Origin of the sequence: Ensifer sp. SSB1 (assembly GCF_016652895.1) — a bacterium.
GTDB lineage: Bacteria > Pseudomonadota > Alphaproteobacteria > Rhizobiales > Rhizobiaceae > Ensifer.
The window spans coordinates 1-22965 of sequence record NZ_JAEPRP010000024.1 but is presented as its reverse complement, the minus strand read 5'-3'; the positions used below and the strand labels follow the sequence as shown (position 1 = coordinate 22965).

Annotated in this window: 25 protein-coding genes; 7 read left to right on the top strand and 18 right to left on the bottom strand. The window is 62.1% G+C overall.

Features of this window, described 5'->3' with window-relative positions:
- Positions 1-8 precede the first annotated feature (8 nt).
- The 11 genes from I8N66_RS08630 to I8N66_RS08580 form a co-directional block, all read right to left on the bottom strand.
- Positions 9-590 (bottom strand): GNAT family N-acetyltransferase, encoded by a 582-nt coding sequence (locus I8N66_RS08630; RefSeq protein WP_291152206.1) that lies wholly within the window; start codon positions 588-590, stop codon positions 9-11.
- 2 nt (positions 591-592) lie between these two features.
- Positions 593-1234, bottom strand: a complete 642-nt coding sequence (locus I8N66_RS08625; RefSeq protein WP_113537694.1) for an SGNH/GDSL hydrolase family protein — start codon at positions 1232-1234, stop codon at positions 593-595.
- 66 nt (positions 1235-1300) lie between these two features.
- A complete protein-coding gene (locus tag I8N66_RS08620; protein ID WP_291152199.1) occupies positions 1301-2638 on the bottom strand; it encodes a pyruvate dehydrogenase complex dihydrolipoamide acetyltransferase in 1338 nt (445 codons plus the stop codon).
- Positions 2639-2653: 15 nt separating this feature from the next.
- Entirely contained in the window at positions 2654-4024 is a 1371-nt protein-coding gene (locus tag I8N66_RS08615; protein ID WP_291152196.1) for a pyruvate dehydrogenase complex E1 component subunit beta, read from the bottom strand.
- A 17-nt stretch (positions 4025-4041) separates the two neighbouring features.
- Positions 4042-5088: a pyruvate dehydrogenase (acetyl-transferring) E1 component subunit alpha gene (gene pdhA, locus I8N66_RS08610; RefSeq protein WP_113537697.1), complete on the bottom strand. Its 1047-nt coding sequence runs from the start codon at positions 5086-5088 to the stop codon at positions 4042-4044.
- A gap of 136 nt (positions 5089-5224) precedes the next feature.
- A complete protein-coding gene (locus I8N66_RS08605) occupies positions 5225-5545 on the bottom strand; it encodes a septum formation initiator family protein (RefSeq protein WP_113537698.1) in 321 nt (106 codons plus the stop codon).
- Positions 5546-5775: 230 nt separating this feature from the next.
- Complete coding sequence (eno, locus tag I8N66_RS08600) at positions 5776-7050, bottom strand: phosphopyruvate hydratase (protein ID WP_275023564.1); 1275 nt, start codon at positions 7048-7050, stop codon at positions 5776-5778.
- A gap of 136 nt (positions 7051-7186) precedes the next feature.
- Positions 7187-8029, bottom strand: a complete 843-nt coding sequence (kdsA, locus tag I8N66_RS08595; protein WP_223727092.1) for a 3-deoxy-8-phosphooctulonate synthase — start codon at positions 8027-8029, stop codon at positions 7187-7189.
- Positions 8029-8919: a VOC family protein gene (locus tag I8N66_RS08590; RefSeq protein ID WP_291152182.1), complete on the bottom strand. Its 891-nt coding sequence runs from the start codon at positions 8917-8919 to the stop codon at positions 8029-8031. Before I8N66_RS08590 ends, kdsA begins: the two co-directional genes overlap by 1 nt.
- Before the next feature lie 182 nt (positions 8920-9101).
- Positions 9102-9272 (bottom strand): hypothetical protein, encoded by a 171-nt coding sequence (locus I8N66_RS08585; RefSeq protein WP_162768742.1) that lies wholly within the window; start codon positions 9270-9272, stop codon positions 9102-9104.
- 206 nt (positions 9273-9478) lie between these two features.
- The gene (locus tag I8N66_RS08580) at positions 9479-10285 is read right to left on the bottom strand and encodes a class I SAM-dependent methyltransferase (RefSeq protein ID WP_291152178.1); all 807 of its coding nucleotides are present in this window, start codon (positions 10283-10285) and stop codon (positions 9479-9481) included.
- A 525-nt stretch (positions 10286-10810) separates the two neighbouring features.
- On the opposite strand from I8N66_RS08580, the gene I8N66_RS08575 reads away from it, so the two are divergent.
- From I8N66_RS08575 to I8N66_RS08555, 5 genes are all read left to right on the top strand, one after another.
- Complete coding sequence (locus I8N66_RS08575; protein WP_291152176.1) at positions 10811-11458, top strand: lysophospholipid acyltransferase family protein; 648 nt, start codon at positions 10811-10813, stop codon at positions 11456-11458.
- The gene (locus tag I8N66_RS08570) at positions 11455-12405 is read left to right on the top strand and encodes a phosphatidate cytidylyltransferase (RefSeq protein ID WP_113537703.1); all 951 of its coding nucleotides are present in this window, start codon (positions 11455-11457) and stop codon (positions 12403-12405) included. The genes I8N66_RS08575 and I8N66_RS08570 overlap by 4 nt, the downstream gene beginning before the upstream one ends.
- On the top strand, positions 12402-12800 hold the full coding sequence (locus tag I8N66_RS08565) for a hypothetical protein (RefSeq protein WP_291152169.1): 399 nt from the start codon (positions 12402-12404) through the stop codon (positions 12798-12800). The genes I8N66_RS08570 and I8N66_RS08565 overlap by 4 nt, the downstream gene beginning before the upstream one ends.
- Positions 12784-13440, top strand: coding sequence for a CDP-alcohol phosphatidyltransferase family protein (locus I8N66_RS08560; RefSeq protein ID WP_291152166.1), 657 nt, complete (start codon positions 12784-12786; stop codon positions 13438-13440). The genes I8N66_RS08565 and I8N66_RS08560 overlap by 17 nt, the downstream gene beginning before the upstream one ends.
- A 237-nt stretch (positions 13441-13677) precedes the next feature.
- Positions 13678-14766 (top strand): DUF418 domain-containing protein, encoded by a 1089-nt coding sequence (locus I8N66_RS08555; RefSeq protein WP_291152163.1) that lies wholly within the window; start codon positions 13678-13680, stop codon positions 14764-14766.
- A 172-nt stretch (positions 14767-14938) separates the two neighbouring features.
- Here the strand turns inward: I8N66_RS08555 and I8N66_RS08550 are convergent, their stop codons facing one another.
- The 6 genes from I8N66_RS08550 to I8N66_RS08520 form a co-directional block, all read right to left on the bottom strand.
- Positions 14939-16576 (bottom strand): CTP synthase, encoded by a 1638-nt coding sequence (locus I8N66_RS08550; protein WP_162768747.1) that lies wholly within the window; start codon positions 16574-16576, stop codon positions 14939-14941.
- A 138-nt stretch (positions 16577-16714) separates the two neighbouring features.
- Positions 16715-17209: a preprotein translocase subunit SecG gene (gene secG / locus I8N66_RS08545; RefSeq protein WP_291152160.1), complete on the bottom strand. Its 495-nt coding sequence runs from the start codon at positions 17207-17209 to the stop codon at positions 16715-16717.
- 131 nt (positions 17210-17340) lie between these two features.
- Positions 17341-18111 (bottom strand): triose-phosphate isomerase, encoded by a 771-nt coding sequence (gene tpiA, locus I8N66_RS08540; protein ID WP_291152157.1) that lies wholly within the window; start codon positions 18109-18111, stop codon positions 17341-17343.
- A 123-nt stretch (positions 18112-18234) separates the two neighbouring features.
- Entirely contained in the window at positions 18235-19557 is a 1323-nt protein-coding gene (locus I8N66_RS37520) for a bifunctional class I SAM-dependent methyltransferase/GNAT family N-acetyltransferase (protein WP_365887003.1), read from the bottom strand.
- Positions 19558-19617: 60 nt separating this feature from the next.
- Positions 19618-20103, bottom strand: coding sequence for a GNAT family N-acetyltransferase (locus tag I8N66_RS08525; RefSeq protein ID WP_291152154.1), 486 nt, complete (start codon positions 20101-20103; stop codon positions 19618-19620).
- A gap of 190 nt (positions 20104-20293) precedes the next feature.
- Positions 20294-20773: a hypothetical protein gene (locus tag I8N66_RS08520; RefSeq protein ID WP_291152149.1), complete on the bottom strand. Its 480-nt coding sequence runs from the start codon at positions 20771-20773 to the stop codon at positions 20294-20296.
- Positions 20774-20965: 192 nt separating this feature from the next.
- On the opposite strand from I8N66_RS08520, the gene I8N66_RS08515 reads away from it, so the two are divergent.
- Positions 20966-21586: a cytochrome b gene (locus tag I8N66_RS08515; protein ID WP_291152146.1), complete on the top strand. Its 621-nt coding sequence runs from the start codon at positions 20966-20968 to the stop codon at positions 21584-21586.
- A gap of 53 nt (positions 21587-21639) precedes the next feature.
- Positions 21640-22182, top strand: a complete 543-nt coding sequence (locus I8N66_RS08510; protein WP_223727771.1) for a YceI family protein — start codon at positions 21640-21642, stop codon at positions 22180-22182.
- Between the two features lie 36 nt (positions 22183-22218).
- On the opposite strand, the gene I8N66_RS08505 is transcribed toward I8N66_RS08510, so the two are convergent.
- Positions 22219-22965 (bottom strand): aminotransferase class III-fold pyridoxal phosphate-dependent enzyme (locus I8N66_RS08505; protein ID WP_291152144.1); only part of this gene is annotated, 747 nt, incomplete at its 5' end.

Sequence of the window (22965 nt, the reverse complement as noted above, 5' to 3'; positions counted from 1 at the left end):
CCTTTGTCTCAAGCGACTTTGCGGGTGAACAGCACCCAGTCGTGTTTCTTGCTTTCCTCAAAGAGCGGAACCGCCTCGACGCGCGCTGCCTCGCCGAAACCGTTTGCCCTGTATAGTGCCTGAGCCCTGTCATTGTGGCTCTCGGTGATCAAGCTCACCGGCGCCGATCCGGCGCGTTCGAATTCCTTTGCCAGAAGCGCTTTGCCGACCCCGCGGCCGCGCTGATGGCGATAGACGCCGAGGCTCTCGATGAACCAGTGGCCGACAACCTGCCTCTGCAGCGCCAGCAAGGGTTCCAGAACCGGATGCTTAGCGACGATCTCCAGCACTTCCGGGCCAATCGCATAGCCGACCGTCAGACCGGCAACCTCATCATCGATTTCGCCGACCAGAGCGTCGCGCCAGTTCCCCGGTCCTGGCTCTTCCCGAAGCTTGTTGCGGCCACGCTCGAAAGCCGTGTCCGCCACTCCATGGAGGACGGCGCCGTACCAGAGCCAGGAGGCAAAGCCATGCGCGGCAATATCGACGAGGATGGCAAGCTCCGCCGCCTCACGCCTTTCCGCCGGACGGATGGTGACGCCCCCCGACATTCTCAGACCCCGAGCATCATCCGCACGACCGGTTCGAGGCCGCGGCCGATGGCACGTGTATTTTCGGCATCGAGATGCACGCCATCGAGCGGCGTCGTCACCGCCACTGAGCCGGCGTCGAAGAAGCCGCAGTCGAGTTCGTCGGCGAGATCGCGATAGAGCGGTGCCAGCATCGCCGACTGTTCGACCCCGCCGGCAAACATTGCAGCAAACCCGGCATCGGCAGTTTCGCAAAGCGTCGGCGGCGCGACGATCAGAATCTCCGGGCCATCTTCGCTCTCGACAGGCCAGTCGTGCCGGCGAATGAGTTTGACCAGTCGCTGGACGCCCTTCACGGCGCCGAAGGCGGTTCCGTGGATCACCGGCTTCATGTCGTTGGTGCCGAGCAGCAGGATGATGAGATCGAGCGGGGCGTGACTGTGAAGGACCGTCGGCAGCACCTTCGCGCCATTGCGGTCGCAATCGGCGAGATGGTCGTCATAGGCCGTGGTGCGGCCGTTCAGCCCCTCGGCAATAACCTGTACATCCGATCCCAGGGCCTTCTGCAAAACGCTCGGCCAGCGATCGGTAAGCGCGTGGCGACCACCATCCGCGGCATCGTAACCCCAGGTCAGACTGTCGCCATAGCAGAGAACTGTTTTCATCGTCCGGGCCCGCCTTCGACTGCGCGACAAGCAACGGACCGGCCCGAAGGCCGGTCCTTATCCAACTCAGACCAGCATGCCCATCGGGTTTTCGATGTAGCGCTTGAAGGCTCCGAGCAGTTCGGCGCCGAGCGCACCATCGACGCAGCGGTGGTCGGTCGAGAGCGTGACGGTCATGACATTGGCGATGACCATCTGCTTGTTCTTGACGACGACGCGCTCCTCGCCGGCACCGACCGCGAGGATCGTGGCGTGCGGCGGGTTGACGACGGCGGCGAAGTTCTTGACGCCCATCATGCCCATGTTGGAGACAGCCGTGGTGCCGCCCTGGTATTCCTCGGGCTTCAGCTTGCGGTCCTTGGCGCGCTTGCCGAGGTCCTTCATCTCGTTGGAGATGGCCGACAGGCTCTTCAGCTCCGCCTGGCGGACGATCGGGGTGATCAGGCCGCCCGGGATCGACACGGCAACGCCGACATCGGCGTGCTTGTGCTTGACCATGTTGCTGTCGGTCCAGGAGACGTTCGCGTCCGGAACGTCGCGCAGCGCCAGAGCCAGAGCCTTGATCACCATGTCGTTAACCGAAAGCTTGTAGACCGGCTTGCCGTCCTTTTCGGGGGATGCGGCATTGAGCTGAGCGCGCAGCGCCAACAGCGCGTCGAGTTCGCAATCGACCGACACGTAGAAGTGCGGGATCGTCTGCTTGGATTCGACGAGGCGCTTGGCGATCGTCTTGCGCATGCCATCATGCGGCACGAGTTCGTAGGAACCCGGCTCGAACAGCTTGAGAACCGCGTCGTCCGACGGGACCTTGGCAAGCGGTGCGGCTGCAGGAGCAGCAGCGCCGGCGGCCGGTGCGGCGGCGGGCTTGGCAGCACCACCGGAAGCGGCGGCTTCGACGTCCATCTTGACGACGCGGCCATGCGGACCGGTGCCGGCCACTGCCGACAGGTCGATGCCGGCATCCTTCGCCAGGCGACGGGCCAGCGGCGAGGAGAAGACGCGTGCGCCGCCCTCAGCCTTGGCCGGCTGGGCTGCAGCCGGCGCAGCGGCAGGAGCCGCAGCCGGGACGCTCGGCGTTGCCGGCGCAGGCGCTTCCGCCTTGGCGGCAGGTGCCGGTGCTGCCGCGCCATTGCCACCCTTGGCGGCCGTGGCGACATCCTCGCCATCGGCGGCGAGCACAGCGATCAGCGCATTGACCTTGACGCCATCGGTGCCGGCGGGGACGACGATCTTGGCAACGGTGCCTTCGTCGACGGCTTCGACTTCCATCGTCGCCTTGTCGGTCTCGATCTCGGCGATCACGTCGCCGGACTTGACCTTATCGCCTTCCTTGACCAGCCACTTGGCCAGATTGCCTTCTTCCATTGTCGGGGAGAGGGCAGGCATTGTGATGTTGATAGGCATCGAAGGGCCCTCCCCTTATTTGTAGCAAACGGCTTTCACCGCATCGACAACCTCTGCGACGTTCGGAAGCGCGAGCTTCTCGAGGTTCGCGGCGTAAGGCATCGGCACATCCTTGCCGGCGATCGTCAGGATCGGGGCGTCAAGGTAGTCGAAGGCCTGCTGCATGACGCGGGTCGCGATTTCGGTGCCGACAGACGACTGCGGGTAGCCTTCTTCGACGGTGACGAGGCGGCCCGTCTTCTTGACGGATTCGATGACCGTCGGCAGGTCCATCGGGCGGATCGTACGCAGGTCGATCAACTCGACGTCGATGCCCTGGGCTTCGAGTTCGGCAACTGCCTTGACGGCGTAGGTCATGCCGATACCGAAGGAGACGATCGTTGCGTCCTTGCCGACCTTGTGGATACGAGCCTTGCCGATCGGCAGCACGAAATCGTCAAGCTTCGGCACTTCGAAGGAGTGACCGTAGAGGATTTCGTTTTCGAGGAAGATGACCGGGTTCGGATCGCGGATCGCGGCCTTGAGCAGACCCTTGGCGTCAGCGGCCGTGTAGGGCATGACGACCTTGAGGCCGGGGATATGGCTGTACCAGGCGGCGTAGCACTGCGAGTGCTGTGCGGCCACGCGGGCCGCGGCACCGCTCGGGCCGCGGAAGACGATCGGAGCGCCCATCTGGCCGCCGGACATGTAGAGCGTCTTGGCAGCGGAGTTGATGATCTGGTCGATCGCCTGCATGGCGAAGTTGAAGGTCATGAACTCGACGATCGGGCGAAGGCCGGTCATGGCAGCGCCGACGCCGACGCCGGCAAAGCCGTGCTCGGTGATCGGGGTGTCGATGACACGGCGGGCGCCGAATTCCTGCAGCAGACCTTGCGTGATCTTGTAGGCGCCCTGGTATTCGGCGACTTCTTCACCCATGACGAAGACATCGTCGCTGGCGCGCATTTCTTCGGCCATGGCGTCGCGAAGCGCTTCGCGGACGGTCATCGTCACCATTTCGGTGCCGGCCGGGATGGCCGGATCGGCAGCGACTTCGACCTTCGGCTGGGCAGCGACCGGAGCCGATGCGGCAGCAGCCGGGGCTTCGGCGGCGGCGGCCTTTGGAGCTTCGGCCTTCGGAGCGGCGATGTCGCCAGCGCCTTCGCCATCCTGCAGCAGCACGGCGATCGGCGTGTTGACCTTGACGCCTTCGGTGCCGGCGGCGATCAGCAGCTTGCCGATCGTGCCTTCATCGACGGCTTCGACTTCCATCGTTGCCTTGTCGGTCTCGATCTCGGCGATGACATCGCCGGAGGACACCTTGTCCCCCTCGTTCTTCAGCCATTTCGAGAGCGTGCCTTCCCCCATGGTCGGGGAAAGGGCGGGCATAAGAATTTCTACTGGCATGTTTGTCCCTCCCCGGATCAAAGCAGGATGTCGGTGTAGAGCTCGGATGCATCCGGCTCCGGATCGGCCTGGGCAAAATCGGCGCTGTCGGCAACAATGTCGCGGACATCCTTGTCGATCTGCTTCAGCTCGTCCTCGTTCGCCCAACCCTTTTCGGTCAGACGTGCCTTCACCTGCTCGATCGGGTCATGCTCCGAGCGCATCTTCTGCACTTCGTCCTTCGAGCGGTACTTCGCCGGGTCGGACATCGAGTGGCCGCGATAGCGGTAGGTCTGCATCTCAAGGATGATCGGACCCTTGCCCGAGCGGCAATGCTCAACGGCCTCGTCGCCGGCGGCCTTGACCGCACGCACGTCCATGCCGTCGACCTGGAAGCCCGGAATGTTGAAGGAGACGCCGCGCTGCGAGAAGTCGGTCTGGGCCGAAGCCCGCGAAACGGAAGTACCCATCGCGTAACGGTTGTTCTCGATCACGTAGATCACCGGCAGCTTCCAGAGCTGCGCCATGTTGAAGCTCTCGTAGACCTGGCCCTGGTTGGCCGCGCCATCACCGAAATAGGCGACGGACACATTGTCGTTGCCACGGTAGCGGTTGGCGAAAGCAAGACCGGTGCCGAGCGACACCTGCGCGCCGACGATGCCGTGACCACCGTAGAAGTGCTTTTCCTTGGAGAACATGTGCATCGAGCCGCCCTTCCCTTTGGAAAGACCGCTGCGACGACCGGTGAGTTCGGCCATGACGCCGCGGGCGCTCATGCCGCAGGCCAGCATGTGGCCATGATCACGGTAGGCGGTGATGACCTGGTCACCCTCCTTCAGCGCCATCTGCATGCCGACGACGACGGCTTCCTGGCCGATATAGAGGTGACAGAAGCCGCCGATGAAGCCCATGCCGTAGAGCTGGCCGGCCTTCTCCTCGAAACGCCGGATCAGCAGCATCTCGCGGTAGGCTTTGAGATCTTCTTCCTTGGAGAAGTCGGCGAAGGTGCCGCCGTTGAAATCTTTCTTGGCCGGCTTTGCGGCACTCTTGCGGCTGGAAACGGACGCGGATTTTCGCGGAGCCATTCGTTCCTCCCAATGGTTAGCCTTTTGCGGTTACCATAGGGAAAGAACGCGGCCACAGCAATGCCATATTTGCATGGCTCGCATTCCACGCAAGTAATTGAATTTAATTTACAAATTTCAATTAACTGAATTCAGGTTAATTCGCGGGCCGGTGGAAAATAACAATCTCATCACTTCGCGACATGTTGAGCGCGAGGCGAGCTTTTTCATCCAGCATGTCCCGTTCCAGCGACCCATCACTCATCAACTGAACCTCTTTTTCGAGGATCATTCGCTGCTTCGTGAGCTTATCCAGCCGCGCCTGCCGCTCGACGATCTGGCGATCGAATTGCTCGGTCGCCTTCAGGCCATAGCCGCCGTGGATGGAATGATAGCCGAAGTAGGAGAGAAAGGCGACCGCGATCAACGGCATCACCAGCCGACCCAGTTTCCGTTTCTTATGATGCCGTGTCCACATCCATTCACGCCCTGATACGCAATACGGAAGTCAGATTAGCGTCGATTGATTAACCGACCGTTGACCATGAATGGCAGGAAAACAGAAACCCGCCCACGCGGGAACGTGGGCGGGTTTCGTTTATCAGCGGCAGTGAGCCATGCGCGCCTGACAAGACGCACGGCGCTTTAGCAAGTGAGAGCGGGATGCGAGCGGAAAACCGCACACAGTTTCCCTATCCCGCCCTGGGATCAGCCGCGCAGGATCGAACGGCCGGCGTACTTCGCCTGCAGGCCGAGCTGCTCTTCGATACGGATCAGCTGGTTGTACTTTGCGAGCCGGTCCGAACGGGCAAGCGAGCCGGTCTTGATCTGGCCGCAGTTGGTGGCAACCGCGAGATCGGCGATCGTGGCATCTTCGGTCTCGCCCGAGCGGTGCGACATGACGGCGGTGTAGCGCGCCTTGTGCGCAGTCTCGACGGCGTCGAGCGTCTCGGAGAGCGAACCGATCTGGTTGACCTTGACGAGGATCGAATTGGCAACGCCCATCTTGATGCCGTCGCGCAGACGCGCCGAGTTGGTGACGAACAGGTCGTCGCCGACGAGCTGGCACTTGTTGCCGATGAGGTCGGTCACGGCCTTCCAGCCATCCCAGTCGTCTTCCGCCATGCCGTCTTCGATCGAGAAGATCGGGTACTTGGCAGCGAGTTCGGCCAGGTATTCGGCCATGGCGCCCGGCTCGAGCGTGCGGCCTTCGCCTTCGAGCACGTACTTGCCGTCCTTGAAGAATTCGGTTGCGGCGCAGTCGAGCGCGATGAACATGTCTTCGCCCGGCTTGTAGCCGGCCTTCTCGATCGACTTCATGATGAAGTCGAGCGCTGCCGGAGCGGACGCGAGGCCCGGTGCGAAGCCGCCTTCATCGCCGACATTGGTGTTATGGCCGTCGGCCGCAAGCTGCTTCTTCAGCGTGTGGAACACTTCCGAACCCATGCGGACCGCATCGCGCATCGTGTCGGCGCCAACAGGAACGATCATGAACTCCTGGAAGTCGATCGGGTTGTCGGCATGGGCGCCGCCATTGATGATGTTCATCATCGGAACCGGCAGAACGTGGGCGTTCGGGCCGCCGACGTAACGATAGAGCGGCAGGCCGGCAGCCTCAGCCGCAGCCTTGGCGACGGCAAGCGACACGCCAAGGATGGCGTTGGCGCCGAGGCGCGACTTGTTCGACGTGCCGTCGAGCTCGATCATGGTCTTGTCGATCTGGATCTGATTCTCGGCATCGAGGCCGCCGATCGCTTCGAAGATCTCGCCGTTGACGGCTTCGACAGCGCGCTCGACGCCCTTGCCGAGGTAACGCGTACCACCATCGCGCAACTCGACAGCCTCATGCGCACCGGTCGAGGCGCCCGACGGGACCGCCGCACGGCCGAAGCTTCCGTCTTCCAGGTACACGTCGACCTCGACGGTCGGGTTGCCGCGGCTGTCCAGAATTTCTCGGCCGATGATGTCGATGATTGCAGTCATGATCTCTTCCCTGCTTGAGGACGGTGGGTGGTCGGGCCTGTCATACGCCAAGGCCTCGAAATTACAATGGCGCGCAATATGCAAAACCGTTCGCGCCATTGCGGTTCATGAAAATTTCACGAAGCGTCGCGCGGGCTCAGCCCTTGGCGATCGCGTCGAAGGCCAGCAGCTTTTCGAGCAGCCGCGGCATGTCCTTGAGATGCACCATGTTCGGACCGTCCGACGGGGCATTGTCCGGGTCCTCGTGTGTCTCGACGAACACGCCGGCAACGCCGACGGCAACGGCCGCACGCGCCAGGGTCTCGACGAATTCACGCTGGCCGCCCGAGGAGCCACCCTGCCCGCCCGGTTGCTGCACGGAATGGGTCGCATCGAAAACGACGGGCGCGCCGAGCGATGCCATGATCGGCAACGAGCGCATGTCGGAGACCAACGTGTTGTAGCCGAAGGAAGCGCCGCGTTCGCAAAGCATAACGTTCGGATTGCCGCTTTCGGTGAACTTCGCGAGGACGTTCTTCATGTCCCAGGGGGCGAGGAACTGACCCTTCTTGACGTTGATCGCGCGGCCGGTTTTGGCAGCGGCGACCAAAAGATCGGTCTGGCGCGACAGAAACGCGGGGATCTGCAGGATGTCGATCGTCGGAGCGACCAGAGCGCATTGCTCTTCGGTGTGGACGTCGGTCAGAACCGGAAAGCCGAACTCCTTCTTGAGGTCGGCAAAGATCTCCATGGCCTTGTCGAGGCCGATGCCGCGCTTGCCCGAAAGCGAGGTACGGTTCGCCTTGTCGAAGGAGGACTTGTAGACGAGGCCGAGGCCCAGCTTCTTGCAGAGTTCGGAAAGCGCACCCGCCATCATGAAGGCGTGTTCGCGGCTCTCCATCTGGCAGGGGCCGGCGATCAGCGACAGCTTATCGGTTTGCGCGAAGGCGACCTGGTGGGCGCCGTTGCCGACTACTACTCTGGCATTGGTTTTCATCATCAAGCTCCAAAAGCGAAGATCACCCCTTGCCCCGGCATTTCGGGAACAATGAGGCGTCCGCCCATTTCTGCAAATTCGATATCGTTGTCAGCAAAGAGCGCGCGTGTCGCCTCGAGATCGGCGACGCGGAAGACGACGGCGCGTCCACGCAGGCCGCGTTCGGCTTCGCGCACCGAGCGACCGAAGAAAGCTTCCATGCCAGCTGCATTCAGCACCGAAATCTTGGCGTTCGTGGCCGAGATATCCATGCCGAAGGAGTGCGCAGCGACTTCGCGTTCGTCGACGGCCTCCTGCAGGAGATACTGAAAATCGGTCGGGTTGGCTTCCGACAGAACCACTTCGGCGATGCCGGTCACGCCGTTTTGATGCCGCTCCAGCGCTGCCCGGTCTGTGGGTAGTGCCCGGACGCGCTGACAGTTGAAGAGGAAGAAATCCGGCGCACGCAGATCGGCCGCAAATGCAAGGCGGAAGGAACCCAATCCTTCTCGGCCATCCGGCAGTTTCATCGGCCGAGAGAACTCCAGCATGTCGCCGCCCGAGACGCCGTGCGCACGGAAGCGAATGTGATCGCTTGCCGCATCCTCGGTGCCGAAAACCAGGGCCGAAAGACCTTCTGGTCCCTGACGAAAGCGGAAGGCCTGATCGCGGGCGACAAAGGCATTGCCCGCGAGGGCGGCGGCTTCGCATTCCTCGCGGGAGGCGACGGCCAATGGTTCGAGATAGGTGCCATCGGAAAAGAAGACGCAGGCATTCTCAGTGCCAAAAGGATGGCGCGCATCCTCAGCGACAGTAAAGCCGAGATCGGAAAAACGGCGCCGCGCCTGCGTAAGCGTATCCACCGGCAGCACGAGGTGATCGAGCGGGCGGGTGGTGCGCTTGGAGAGGCTCATGGCGTTTTCCCTGATGGTTCGCCGCTGTTTGCAACTTTTGGCCGGCGATTGCAAGCCGAGTCGCGGCCAGGGAGCCGATTGGCCGTGTGAGCCCGAAAACTGGCCGCAGGCAAGAACACTCCGCGCCGGGCCGCGCCCGTCGCGGAATTACGCTTGCCCGCAGGTGTCGGGCCGCCAGAGCGTCAGTAGTAGCCCGGAGCCGCCGTGGAGTTGGCCGTATTTCCCGCGCCGAGACCGGGGGCGAACGTTTGGGGCTGCGCGTAGGTCGTATTGCTCGAGGAGGTGGTGGAGGCACAGCCCGAAAGCCCCAGCACGATCGCCAACGGCATAACCAACAAAGCGATGAAGCGCATGCGTATTGACCCTTTCCAGTTTCGCTGACGAACATAAAAGAATGAAACCAGCGGTTTGGCGAGTACGTAACAGTAACGCGACGTAACAAGTCACAATGATCGGCATGCAGCCTGCCCGAAAACGCAACCGCGGGTTATCGCGGACGCCGCGATTGCTCTGTTCCTCCTGTGCACGCCACAAGACGCGCACCGTTCGCGCCCCTATGTCAGAGGCCGAGATCGCTCTTGATGGCGCAGGTGGCGATGAAGGTCGGCACGAACCTGTCTATCAGAAAACGGGGCGATGGCTGCCAGTCTTCGTGAAAGCCGGCGAGCACGAAGCCTGCTTGCAATTGCCCGTCGATCTGCGCGGCAAGGCTGTGCCCGAACACCAGCGCTTCACCGCGACCGATCTTGGCTTGCACCGCATCGGCAGCCAGATGTTCGGCTTCCGCAAAGGGCAGCGCATAGACGGGGCGAATGAGGCCCTTCTCCGCATAGCCCGGGTCCCGGTCGCCAACGAAAACAATCGGGTTGTAGAAGCTCGCGAGCAGGCGTCCACCGGTCTTGAGCACGCGATTGCATTCCCGCCAAACCGGCTGGAGATCCGGAACGTAGAGATTCGATATCGGGTGAAAGACAATGTCGAAGGCTTCGTCCGCAAAGACCGCGAGGTCGCGCATGTCCCCCTGTACCGCTGCCAGCGACAGGCCCTCGTGTTCGGCCACAAGCCGGTCCTGGGTGAGCTGCCCCTCGGAGATGTCGAAGACGGTGACCTCGGCACCTGCCGCCGCCAGAATTGGCCCCTGCTGGCCGCCCGCCGAGGCCAGGCACAGGATCTTCTTGCCGCGGATGTCGGGTAGCCAGCCCTTCGGCAGATCGCCAGGCGTCAGCCGCGCCTGCCATTGCCCGGCACGGGCCGCAGCGATCATCTCCGGCGTCACCGGCCGCGACCACTCGCAGTGTTCACTCGCTTGCCTGTCCCAGGCCTGGCGGTTGTGATCGATGATATCGAGATTGGATTTACCTTGCATGTTCGGTCCCTGGAAACGTGTCCAAATGTGACCGCTCACGAACGGGGGCGCAGGCACGGAATGCCTCGGCGTCTGACCGCCAATGCGGGTCTAGCAATGCCATCGTCCATCCCCTTCGCGAGCGAAGTTGAGGCGAATTCGGTTTTCACCGGGCATTACTGGCGCATCGGACGAGGCTCCTCATGTTGTAAGCGCAGGCTAGCGGCAGGGTTGCAGTTGGTCAACGTTGGCTCTGCGACCGGCTGTGGCGAGGCGTCGCATCGTCTTGCGTTCGATCCCTTCACAACGACGGCGAATATCCGGAGCGCCTGGTCCGTTATCACCTTGCTTGTGATTTCAACCGCTTGAGAAGCGGACGCAATCGCGTAATGTTGGTCGATGCAGCCTGGGGTTACGCTAGGCGCAGGCTGAGGGGCAGCACTTGATCTTATTGTTGCAAGGCATGAAACCCATCCGGACATGGCCCATACGCTCCGCAGGGTGCGTCGGAGTACCGGCCCGTTTCCAATCCGAGCACGAATTCGCATGATCCGCGAGATAATGGCCAAGCTGGCCTCCATCGCCATCATGATGTTTGCGCGCGCAATGACCGCGGCGCGCGCCATCTGGCATGAGACCGGCCTGCCGCCGAAACAGAGCATCTACTTCGCCAATCATTCCAGCCACGGCGATTTCGTCCTGATCTGGGCGGTTTTGCCGCCCTGGCTGCGGGAGCGCACGCGGCCGGTGGCCGGGGCAGAATATTGGTTGAAATCGAAGCTCTCTGCCTTCATCGGCCGTGACGTGTTCGACGCGGTCCTGATCGAGCGCGACGCGACGGCCCGCACCCAGGATCCGGTCGAGCAAATGACGGCCGTCCTCAACGACGGCTCGTCGCTGATTCTCTTTCCCGAGGGAACGCGCAACCAGACCGAGGCGCGCCTGTTGCCTTTCAAGAGCGGGCTCTATCACCTTGCCTGCAAGCGGCCGGATGTGGCGCTCGTCCCCGTCTGGATCAACAATCTCAACCGCGTGATGCCGAAGGGGGAGTTCGTGCCGATCCCGCTCATCTGTACCGTAACCTTCGGCGAACCGATGCACCTCAAGGCGCAGGAGACCAAGGACGAATTCATCGCCCGCGTCGAGGTCGCCCTGCTCTCGCTCGCTCCCTCTTCAACGGAAGACAATGCATGAGCACGGCAAGCCTGGACATGCTCAAACTGCTTCTCGGTGTCGGCGGCATTCTCGTGCTCGCGTCGAGCATCGGCTACGTGCTCAAGCAGAAGCTTTCGCCGGACGGATCTAACGGCGCAATCGAGAACCTCAACGCTCGCATCAAGGCGTGGTGGGCGATGGTGGTACTCATCGCTATCGCCTTTGTCGCCGGTCGGGTCGGCGTGCTCCTGCTCTTTGCCTTCTGCTCTTTCGCGGCACTGCGCGAATTCATCACGCTCATCAATACGCGACGTGGCGATCACTGGGCAATCGCTGCCGCTTTCTTCGTCGTGCTGCCGATCAACTACTTTCTGCTGTGGGCCGAGCAATACGGCATCTATTCGATCTTCGTGCCGGTCTATGCTTTCCTGCTGATGCCGATCGTCGCGGTTCTGCGCGGTGATACGCGTGATTTCCTTCTGCGGATCTCCGAGGTGCAATGGGCGCTGATGATCTGCGTCTTCTGCGCCTCGCACGTGCCGGCGTTGCTGACGTTGCAGATCCCAGGCTATGATGGCCGCAACGTTCTCTTGATCGCCTTCCTGGTCATCGTCGTTCAGTCCAGCGACGTGCTGCAATATGTCTGGGGCAAGCTCTTCGGACGCACCAAGATCGCACCGACCCTTTCGCCCTCGAAGACCGTCGAAGGGTTTGTCGGCGGGGTCGCAAGCGCCACCCTGATCGGTGCGTCGCTCTGGTGGATTACGCCGTTTACGCCGATGCAAGCGGCTGTGATGTCGCTCATCATCACCTTGATGGGCTTCTTTGGCGGGCTCGTGATGTCGGCGATCAAGCGCGACCGCGGCGTCAAGGACTGGGGTCACCTGATCGAGGGCCATGGCGGACTGATCGACCGGCTGGATTCCGTCGTCTTTTCGGCGCCGATCTTCTTCCATCTGACGCGTTACTGGTGGTCACTGACATGACCTCAAAGCTGAGGGGATTGGCATCAAGCGGCGTGGTGCATGTGGCATTTGCGTTTTTTGCCATGGGTGGCTGGGCGCTCTTCGCCAATCGCCATCATCCGATGCCGAAGCCGGTTGTTGCCAGCGTCGTCCAGGGTACGCTTTCGGCCCTGCTGACGCTCTATCTCAAGACGGCGATCGACGTGCTTTACAGTCGGTTCAGCGGCGCGACGCGGTTGGTCCTGCCGCCACTCCTCGCCTGCCTTGGTTCGTCAGCAGTCCTCATCGCGATCCACGCAGCAAGCGGCACGCCCGAGATCCTGAAAACGATCGCGCTGCCGCTCACGGTTTCGACCACCTACGCCGCCATCTACAACTATTCCATCAGCCGAGGCGAACATGACCGGGACCGGTGACCGCAGGCCACTCGCAAGCCGCAACACCCGCTGGGCGCAGGCGATCGCGCGGCGCCTGGCCTCGATGAGCGTCACGCCCAACCAGATCTCGCAGGCCAGCATGCTAGCCGCGGCCTTGGCCGGGCTCGCCTTCTGGCTGACGGGGGAAACGCAGGATGGGGCAAGAGTCGCGCTGTTCATCGCCGCAGCCCTCTTCTGCCAGGGGCGCCTGCTCTGCAATCTCTTCGACGGCATGGTCGCCGTCGAGGGTGGCAAGGGCGAAGCCGATGGTCCTTTCTGGAACGAATTTCCGGACCGTGTCGCCGATGTCTTCATCTTCGTCGGCGCCGGATTCGGGATCGGCGTGCCTGCCCTTGGTTTCGCTGCAGCTACTTTCGCCGTACTGACGGCCTATGTGCGCGAACTTGGCCGAGCCAATGGCGCTCCGAGTGATTTCTCCGGCCCGATGGCCAAGCAGCACCGCATGGCGACAATGACGCTGGCTGCGGTTCTTTCGTCTCTTGAAGGCCTCTGGCTTGGCGACGGCGAAGTCCTCTGGGCCGCGTTGCTCTTGATCTCGATCGGCGCTGCACTGACCGCACTTCTGCGTGCCCGCCGGCAAATCGCCTGGCTCCGGCAGAATACCAGCCACAAAGGCTGACCGTCCCCATCCACCGTAACTGAAAGGCTCCCGCGCGCTAAACCCCCGGGCGCGACTTGACGTCTCATTGCTCCAATTACTAGATTGACTAGTCGATTTAATAAATAGAACACTCGCCCAAGCTGAGCGGGGCTCCCCTGTCCCTGCTGGCGATTGAGACGTTCATTTTCACAAAACGGCGCTGTTTCAACTGGTTATGGCGCACCCTTCCAGCGCCTGCCGCTACGGAGAACTCGAATGACCACCCCGGATCGCATCGACGATGTCGACGCATTGCGCGGCTTTGCACTGCTCGGAATCCTTCTCGTCAACAGCATGGCCTTCGCCTCCGCGTTCTATGGACTGGAGCTCGCCGATCCGGCCTTCGGCGGCATCGCCGACCGCGCCGTCCATCTGGTGATCGCGCTGTTCTTCGAGATGAAGTTCTACCTCTTGTTCTCGTTCCTGTTCGGCTACAGCTTCACGCTGCAGATGCGCTCGGCGGAAAAATCCGGCGAAGCTTTCGTGCCCCGGCTCTTGCGTCGGCAGACCGGCCTTTGGCTGATCGGTATTGCCCATGCGGTTCTGCTCTTCCATGGCGACATTCTCACCACCTATGCCGTGCTCGGCGTCGTGCTGCTGACACTACGGAACCGAAGCGATGCCGCCCTCTTCCGCCTGGCGAAATGGCTGATCATTCTCATTGCTGTAGCATGGGGTGCGCTCGGTGTGCTCGCTACGCTGGGGCCGATGCCGCTCGACCGGTCCGCGATCCTTGCTGCGGCCGAGGCGACAGAACTTGCCTTTCAAGGCGACTGGCAAGCTATCATCGGCCAGCACCTGACGGAGCTCTCGTCAGTCTGGGTGATCCTTGGCCTGCTGCAGGCGCCGTGTGCGCTTGCGATGTTCGCGCTCGGCCTGATCGCGGGGCGCCGCAAGACGCTGGCGCGACCGGAGGAAAACCGCCCACTCTTCCAACGGCTGCTTCGCGCCGGCCTGTGGATCGGACTGCCCGGCGCCATCGTCTATGCCTATGCCAGCGTCGAGCTGATCGATTCGCCCGTCGCCATCATCGGTCTTTCGATTGGACTGATCACCGGCCCGTTCCTGACCGGCTCCTATGTCGGCGGCATGATGCTGTTCTTCGGAACGACGGCCGGGCAGCGCCTGCGCACCCTGCTGGCGCCAGCCGGCCGTATGGCGCTTTCCAACTACCTCATGCAGTCACTGGTCGCGGCTCTGATCTTCCATGGGTACGGGCTTGGCCTCATCGGCCAGGTCTCGCCCTTGGCAACGGTGTTGATTGCGCTTGCAATCTTCACGGCCCAGCTTTTCACCAGCCGCTGATGGATGGCGCGCTACGCTTACGGCCCGCTCGAATGGGTACTGCGCTTCATCACCATCTGGCGGGCGCCGCAATGAGCAATCTCTGACTGGTCGCACCAGGAACTCCGCGCACCAGCACATATGAAAAAGGCCGGTCTCGCGACCGGCCTTTCTTGTTTGATGCAATCTCGACTTAGACGAGACGGGATTGTTCCAGCGCCGCTTCGATGAAGCTCGCAAACAGCGGATGCGGGTCGAGCGGGCGCGACTTCAGTTCCGGATGGTACTGGACGCCGATGAACCACGGATGATCCGGGTACTCGACCGTTTCCGGCAGCACGCCGTCCGGTGACATGCCGGAGAAGACGAGGCCGCAGGATTCCAGGCGATCCTTGTAGTCGACATTGACTTCATAGCGGTGACGGTGACGCTCGAAAATATCGGTCGAACCGTAGATCTCGGCAATCTTCGTGTTGCTCTTGAGCGACGCACGGTAGGCGCCGAGGCGCATGGTACCACCGAGATTGCCGGAAGCCGAACGCTTCTCGAGTTCGTTGCCCTTCACCCACTCGGTCATGAGGCCGACAACCGGCTCCTTGGTCGGGCCGAATTCGGTGGACGACGCCTTCTCGATACCGGCGAGATTGCGGGCAGCTTCCACGACCGCCATCTGCATGCCGAAGCAGATGCCGAAGTAAGGCACCTTGCGCTCGCGGGCAAAGCGCGCCGCGTTGATCTTGCCCTCGGAGCCACGCTCGCCGAAACCGCCGGGAACGAGGATGCCATGGACCTTCTCGAGATAGGGTGCCGGGTCCTCCTTCTCGAAGACTTCCGATTCGATCCACTCAAGCTTGACCTTCACCCGGTTGGCGATGCCACCGTGGTAGAGCGCTTCGATCAGCGACTTGTAGGCATCCTTGAGACCCGTGTACTTGCCGACGATTGCGATCGTGACTTCGCCTTCTGGCGTACGGATCCGATCGGCAACGCGTTCCCAGGCTTCCATGCGCGGCTTCGGCGCCGGCTCGATGCCGAAGGCTGCTAGCACCTCGTTGTCGAGGCCTTCCTTGTGGTAGGCGATCGGAACGTCATAGATCGAGGCGACGTCGAGCGCCTGGATAACCGCCGACTGGCGAACGTTGCAGAACAGCGAGAGCTTGCGGCGTTCGGCTTCCGGAATTTCGCGATCCGCGCGAACGAGCAGGATATCGGGATGAATGCCGAGCGCCTGCAGTTCCTTGACCGAATGCTGCGTCGGCTTGGTCTTGAGTTCGCCTGCCGCAGGAATATACGGCATCAGCGTCAGGTGGACGTAGACGGCGGTGCCGCGCGGCAGGTCATTGCCGAGCTGGCGGATCGCCTCCATGAACGGCATCGCCTCGATATCGCCGACCGTGCCGCCGATTTCGCAGAGTACGAAATCGTAGTCGTCGTTGCCTTCGGTGACGAAGTTCTTGATTTCGTTGGTGACGTGCGGGATCACCTGAACGGTTGCGCCGAGATAGTCGCCGCGGCGTTCCTTGTCGATGATGTTCTTGTAGATCCGGCCCGTGGTGATGTTGTCGGTCTTCGTCGCCGAACGCCCCGTGAAGCGTTCATAGTGGCCGAGATCGAGATCTGTCTCCGCGCCATCGTCGGTTACGAAAACCTCACCGTGCTGGGTCGGGCTCATAGTGCCCGGGTCAACGTTGAGGTAGGGGTCGAGCTTGCGCAGTCTCACCCGGTAGCCACGCGCCTGCAGCAGTGCTCCGAGAGCCGCTGCAGCGATGCCTTTTCCGAGGGAGGAAACCACGCCGCCAGTGATGAATACATATCGCGCCATGGGAGTCACCGGATACCTTTTCACAAATGATTCCGCCACCGAAAAATTCATGTTCCAGAACTTTTCGTCTTTGGATGGAGGCAGATTTCACACAAAACAAAACCGGCGGATGAAACATCCGCCGGCGGGTTCTTCTGAATTGCGACCTTATTGGCCGCTGGGAACTTGCGATCCCGAGTTGTTGTTGGCGGGCGTCTCAGTCGTTGCGCCGCCTGCCGGAGCTTCGCCGGATGTTGCCGGTGCGGCCGAGGGAACGCCGTTGCCTGTCGCAGCGCCATTGCCGGCTGCCGGGGCAGTTGCGGGTTGCTGCTGCGCGGCGCCGCCGGCCGGAGCCTGGGTGTTGCCGCCGCCGAGCGAATCGAGAACACCGCCGCCGTTCGAGCTGGTGCCCGGGATCCGGTCGAGGATATCGGTTGCCTGCGGCTGGTAGCGCGCCAGAATGCCCATGGCAATTGCGAGGACGAAGAACAGCGCGGCAAGGATTGCCGTCGTGCGAGTCAGAGCATTGGCCGTGCCACGCGCGGACATGAAGCCCGAGCCGCCGCCGATGCCGAGGCCGCCGCCTTCGGAACGCTGAATGAGAACGACGCCGATCAGGGCGACGACGACCATGAGATAGATGACGAGTAGTACGGTCTGCATCAGCTTCCAGTCCTGCCCTTTGGGCACACGAATCAAACCATGCGCCAACTCGGCATGGCCGGGCGCAATTTTCGCGCCTCTTTATACCATGCCGTGCGCCATTCCAAGCCCCCGCCCGGTGCTCCGGGCAATCAGGCCGTCAATTCTTCATAAGCCCGGTAGATGGCGAGGAAGTCTTCCGCTTTCAAGCTCGCACCACCAATCAGCGCGCCATCGACATTGGCCACACCCATCAGTTCCTTCGCATTGGAAGGCTTGACCGAGCCGCCATAGAGGATACGCATTTTGGCGCCAGCGTCGGCAAAGCGCGAAACGAGCTCCTTGCGCATGAAGGCATGCGCGTCCTCGACGTCGGCCACGGTCGGGGTCAGGCCCGTGCCGATCGCCCAGACGGGTTCGTAGGCAATGACCGTATTTTCGGCAGTCGCGGCATCCGGCAGGCTCTCGGCGAGCTGGCGCTTCAGAACGTCCAGGGTCTTGCCCGCCTTTCGCTCGTCGCCCGTTTCGCCGATGCAGACAATGGCCACGAGCTCGGCGGCATGGGCCGCTTCGGTCTTCGCGCGAACCAGAGCATCGCTTTCAGCGTGGTCAGTACGACGCTCGGAATGGCCAACAATGACGTGAGTGCCGAAGCAATCGGCGATCATTTCAGCTGAAACGTCGCCGGTGTGTGCGCCCGACTGCTTCTGATGGCAATCCTGCGCGCCAATCATCAGCGGGCTGTCGTCGCAAAGCGCCGTCGCCACGTACAGCAGGGTTGCCGGCGGGCAGATCAGCGTCTCGACCTTGGCGGAAAGTTCGCCCTTGACCCCTTCGGCCATCGCCTTGATCTGGTCCAGCGAGGCGCGGGTTCCGTTCATCTTCCAGTTGCCGGCGACGAGCGGGCGGATATCGGGCGTCATGCAATTTCCTCCGGATGCTTTTCTCCGGAAGCGGCCTAGCAAATGCGGCCGGCAATTAAAAGCGCTGGCGGTGATTATTCCCTGGCAGCGGGACAAGTTGCCCTGCCCCGCCGCGAGCAATTGTCAGGCGTTGCGCACCATGTCGATCACCGCAAACGGCAATCCTTCGTCGTCGGTCTCCTTGCGCGCGGTTTCGACGAAACCGCGGCGACGGTAGAAGTCGACGGCAGCTTGATTGTCCGCATAGACGCTGACTTCGAGCTGCCCTAGACGGGCCGCCGCATCCTCGACAAGGGCGCGACCGATGCCCGAACCGCGGATATCCGGATCGACGAACAGCCCGCCGATGAAGCTCTCGATCAGCCCAATGAAGCCCACGACCTTGCCGTCGATCTCGGCGACCCAGTTGTCGGCCATCGGCAGATAGGTGTCCCGCACCACCTGCTGTTGCTCGACAAGGCGGGCTTCTCCGAGAAACGGATGACCGATGCGCGAAGCGGCGAGCCAGATTGCGAGTAGCCGGTCGCCCTCCTCCGGGCGCCAGGGCCGAATGGTCATGGGCGCGGCGCTCGCCACTGCCCTGCCTCCTGCTTCCGACCCCGGCTTCGACGCCGCAATCGCATACATCAAGGGCAGGCTTGGCATGGTCGCAGGCGGCGCCATGCGTCGGCCACCGAGATCACGCATGCCTTCGAAGCCGACCCAGCCGTTGGAATAGGGATACTCCGTCAGGCGCTCGACCCTGAGACCGGCATCGATGAGCGCCTGGATCACATCCGCAATCCCCCAGTTGAACTCGAAGGAAGGATGTGGATTGGTGAAGCCCACCACACCCTGCTGATAGCCGGCAGCGGCAAGACCGGCGCCGGAATCCGCGACATAGTCGCCGACGCCAGTCTCTGCGACCGGTTCCCTCGGCGCATAGTCATAATGCAGCTGCCAACTCGGGCCGAAGACCATCGCGAAGGGATGGAACTCGATGAAGGCGAAACGACCGCCCGGCCTCAGCACGTCGGCTATACCGCGCGCCCAGATGCCGAGATCCGACAGCCAGCAGATCGTGCCGTAGGACGCAAAGACCCGGTCAAACCGACGCCCGCTCGCCCGCGCGCCATCGAACCACTGGAACAGGTCGGCGCGCTCGAAGCGGGCAGCAATCCCGCTTTCCTCGGAGAGCCGGGTCGCAAAGGCGATCGCTTCGTCCGAGATATCGACGCCGGTGACCCTGGCGCCGAGACGCGCAAGGCTCAGGCTGTCTTGGCCAGAGTTGCATTGAAGATGCAGGAGGTCCAGCCCGGTCATATCGCCGAGCAGCTCGATTTCTTCCGGATAGAGCGTCGAGCCGCCGGCGCGAAAGAAGGCCGCCTGATCGCCCTTGTGGCTGTTGTGTGCGACCGTCGCAGCATTCCAGGAGAGGCGGTTGGCCTCGTGTAGATCGTTACTCATCGTCATACTCATGAAAATCGTGTCGGCAGACATGAAGCCGGCGCCCATGTCTGCACTGTCTTAAAATTTCAGCACGGCCTCAAGCTCGTCGTCATAGTGCTCGCCCGTCGGCACGAAGCCGAGGCCACGATAGAATCCTTCGGGACTGCCGGGGCCCTGTCCGTAACTCGTGTAGAGTTCGTGAAGACCGCGCGCTTTCAGATCGCGCACCACAAGGGCGATCACCTGCTTGCCAAACCCCTTGCCCTGGAACGGGCGGGCAATCATGAACCGCCAGAGATAGACCCCCGGGCAATCGATACCGTCGTCCCAGTCGGATCCTTCATGCAGCATGATGAAGCCGACAAGCGTTTCCTCCGCGTAGATCGCGCGGAACCAGGCGTTCTCGGAAAAATGCGCCTCGGCGATCGAGGTGCCGTTGTCCGCCACCATGTCGCGTTGCTCGTCGCTCAGCGTTTCGCTGAGCTCGCAAACGTCGCAGACGGTCAGGGCTGAAATGCGCCGAAGGGTAATTTCGGCATCAGACGGCAATACGGTTTCACTCATTGGAAACTCCTAAGAAAATCAAAATGTAAAAAAGAGCCGGAACCAGAACGGTCGACTTCGAATCACCCGCTAAAGGGGCAATCGGCACCTAAAATGAAATCATGGCGAGAAAACGCCTGACCGTTCGCGATCGCGAACGCCGTCATATTCCGGTTTGCAGTGGTCCTGGCCCTGGCCTAGGAAGCCAACGTCACTTCGGCCGACCGGCGGACGGCCGCGTTCCGCCGTTTTCCAGGCCGGCGATCGCCGCGTGAACGTCGGCCTCCAGATCCTCGTCGAATTGTTCGAAGATGGCATCGCCGATCAAGCCGTGAACCTCGCGGAGATAAGGGGCGGCCGCCTCGCCTTCGCCAAGCGCGAGATACGAGCGTGCGATCGACAGCGACGAAAGCGGCTGGCGCCGCTCCAGCGTCCACTCTCGGGACATGAGCGAGACGGCAATGCTCTCCCGATACTGCCCGGCATCGCAAAGTGCCGCGCCGTAACCGCTCTTGATCCAGTAATACATGTCCGTAAATGCGAGGTGGGCATCGGCCGGGTCGGATGCCAGACGCCAGGCATCGTTCGCCTCACCATATTTGCCTTCGGTTCCAAGGCGGTTACCCGTGCGAGCCTGCTCATAAGCCTCCCGCTCGTGCGGACTCATTGGTGTCGTTTTTTTCTTCGTCATGTACGCCAGCCCAACTGCTCCCGGGAACAACCCCTCCGTGTCCCCTTCCACCGCAAGTGGACCACAGCTTGCCGACATCAACAAGATCGCAGTGCAATTTTACGGTATTATCGGCGAATAAAAGCATGGGCTCATGGGTCTCACCGCCGTAACCGAGTTGTAGCCACCGGGCTGGCGACCACGGAGACGATCATGTTGCGCAACGACAAAGCCGGGTTTGGCTGGGTCACCATCGCCCTTCATTGGACGATTGCGGCGATCATCCTTACCTTGCTTGCCCTCGGCATCATCATGCGCCGGCTACCGATCGATCCGGCGCTCCAGTTTTCGCTGTACCAGTGGCACAAATCGCTGGGCTTCACCGCGCTTGGCCTCGCGGCCGTCCGCGGGCTCTGGCACATGGTTGAGCTTCGTCCGAAGCCGCCAGAAGGTCTAAGCGCACTCGAACAGCGCGCCGGAAGCGTCACCCATATCGTGCTCATGGGGCTTGCGCTCGCTGTCCCGCTTGCCGGCTGGGCGGTCGCATCAACCTCGACGCTCAACATCCCAAGCTTCTATTTCGACTGGTTCGTCATACCGCATCTGCCGATGGCGAAATCGGCACCGGCCGAGGATTTCTGGACGCTCGTCCATATGACGCTCGCCTATCTGCTCTTCGCCTTCGTCACGCTTCACGTATTGGCCGCGCTCTACCACCACTTTGCGCGGCGGGACGACGTCCTCGTCCGCATGCTGCCAGCCGGTTCGCGCCGCCATAAACGCTCCCAAGCGGCGAGCGCCGATCCGGTTATCGCTGGAAGGAAGAAACCATGACACCGCGCCTGCAACCATCACCCAGAGCACTTGCACTCGCCCTGCTGGCGGCCATGTCCGTCAGCCCATCGCTCGCTGTCGGCGCCGCGCCAGACCTTGCGGATGCCGCCGGCAACTATGGCATTACGTCCGCGTCCCGCATCCACTTTACGGTGGCACAAGCAGGCGGTGGAGGGATCGTCGGCGACTTCGGCAAATTTTCCGGCAACTTCCGCATTGACCGCAACGATATCGACCACTCGACGGTCGAGTTCACGCTCTATCCGGAAAGCGTAAAAACGGGAGAGAAACGGATCGAGGATTTCCTGAAGTCGAGCGCCGTCTTCGACACCGCGAACTTCAGCACCGTCACCTTCCGGTCGACGAATGTGAAGCAGACCGGCCCGGATACGGCGGCGGTCGAGGGAACGCTGACGGCACGCGGCACCTCGCGAAAGGAGCGGTTTTCCGTGACGCTGCTTGACTGGAACCGCGGCTCGATTGCCTTCAACATCCGCGGCAATATCCACCGCTCACCCTACGGCATGGATGTCGGCACGCCGATCTATTCCAATGTCGTCGAATTCGACATGAACATCAAAGGGCAGAGGCACTAAGCGCCCCTGCCCCTTGCAAGACGACAGGATCGTTGCTCAGCCGATCTGGCTTCCGACGAAATCCTTGACGATCCGCACGATACCGCGGCCGAGCAGGTCGTCCAGGGCAGCGATGAACTGGTCGACATGGGCGCGCTCGCAGATCAGCGGCGGCTCAAGCCGGATGACGTTGCGATTGTATTCGGTGAAGGCGACCAGCACGTCGTAGTCGCGCAAAAGCAACGCGCCGATGAAGCCGGACAGCGAGCCCTTGAGCTTGTCGTCGAGCATCGAGACAACAGGACGCAGGACCATCGGCAGCGTCTGGCTGAAGTCCTGGAACTCCAGACCGACCATCAAGCCCTTGCCGCGCACGTCCTTGATGATCTTCGGGTACTTGTCCTTCAGCGCCTGCAGACGCTCGAGCAGGTAGTCGCCACTGTCAGCGGCGCGGTCGATCAGGTGCTCGTCGTAGAGCACGTTGATGCCTTCGATCGCCGTCACGCAAGCCTCGCCCATGCCGCCAAATGTCGCCATCGCGTGGATCATCGCGGTCTTCGGCGTGCCATAGGCCTTCATGTAGACTTCGCGGCGCGCAATCATCGCGCCGACGGCGGCCTTGCCGGCGCCGAGCGACTTGGCGAGCGCGGTGACGTCCGGCACGACGCCATAGTGCTCGAAGGCATAGAAGCGGCCGGAACGGCCGTAGCCGCACTGCACTTCATCGGCGACCCAAAGCACTCCATACTTGTCGCAGAGCGCGCGGAGTTTCTGCCAGTATTCAGCCGGTGCCTGGATGATGCC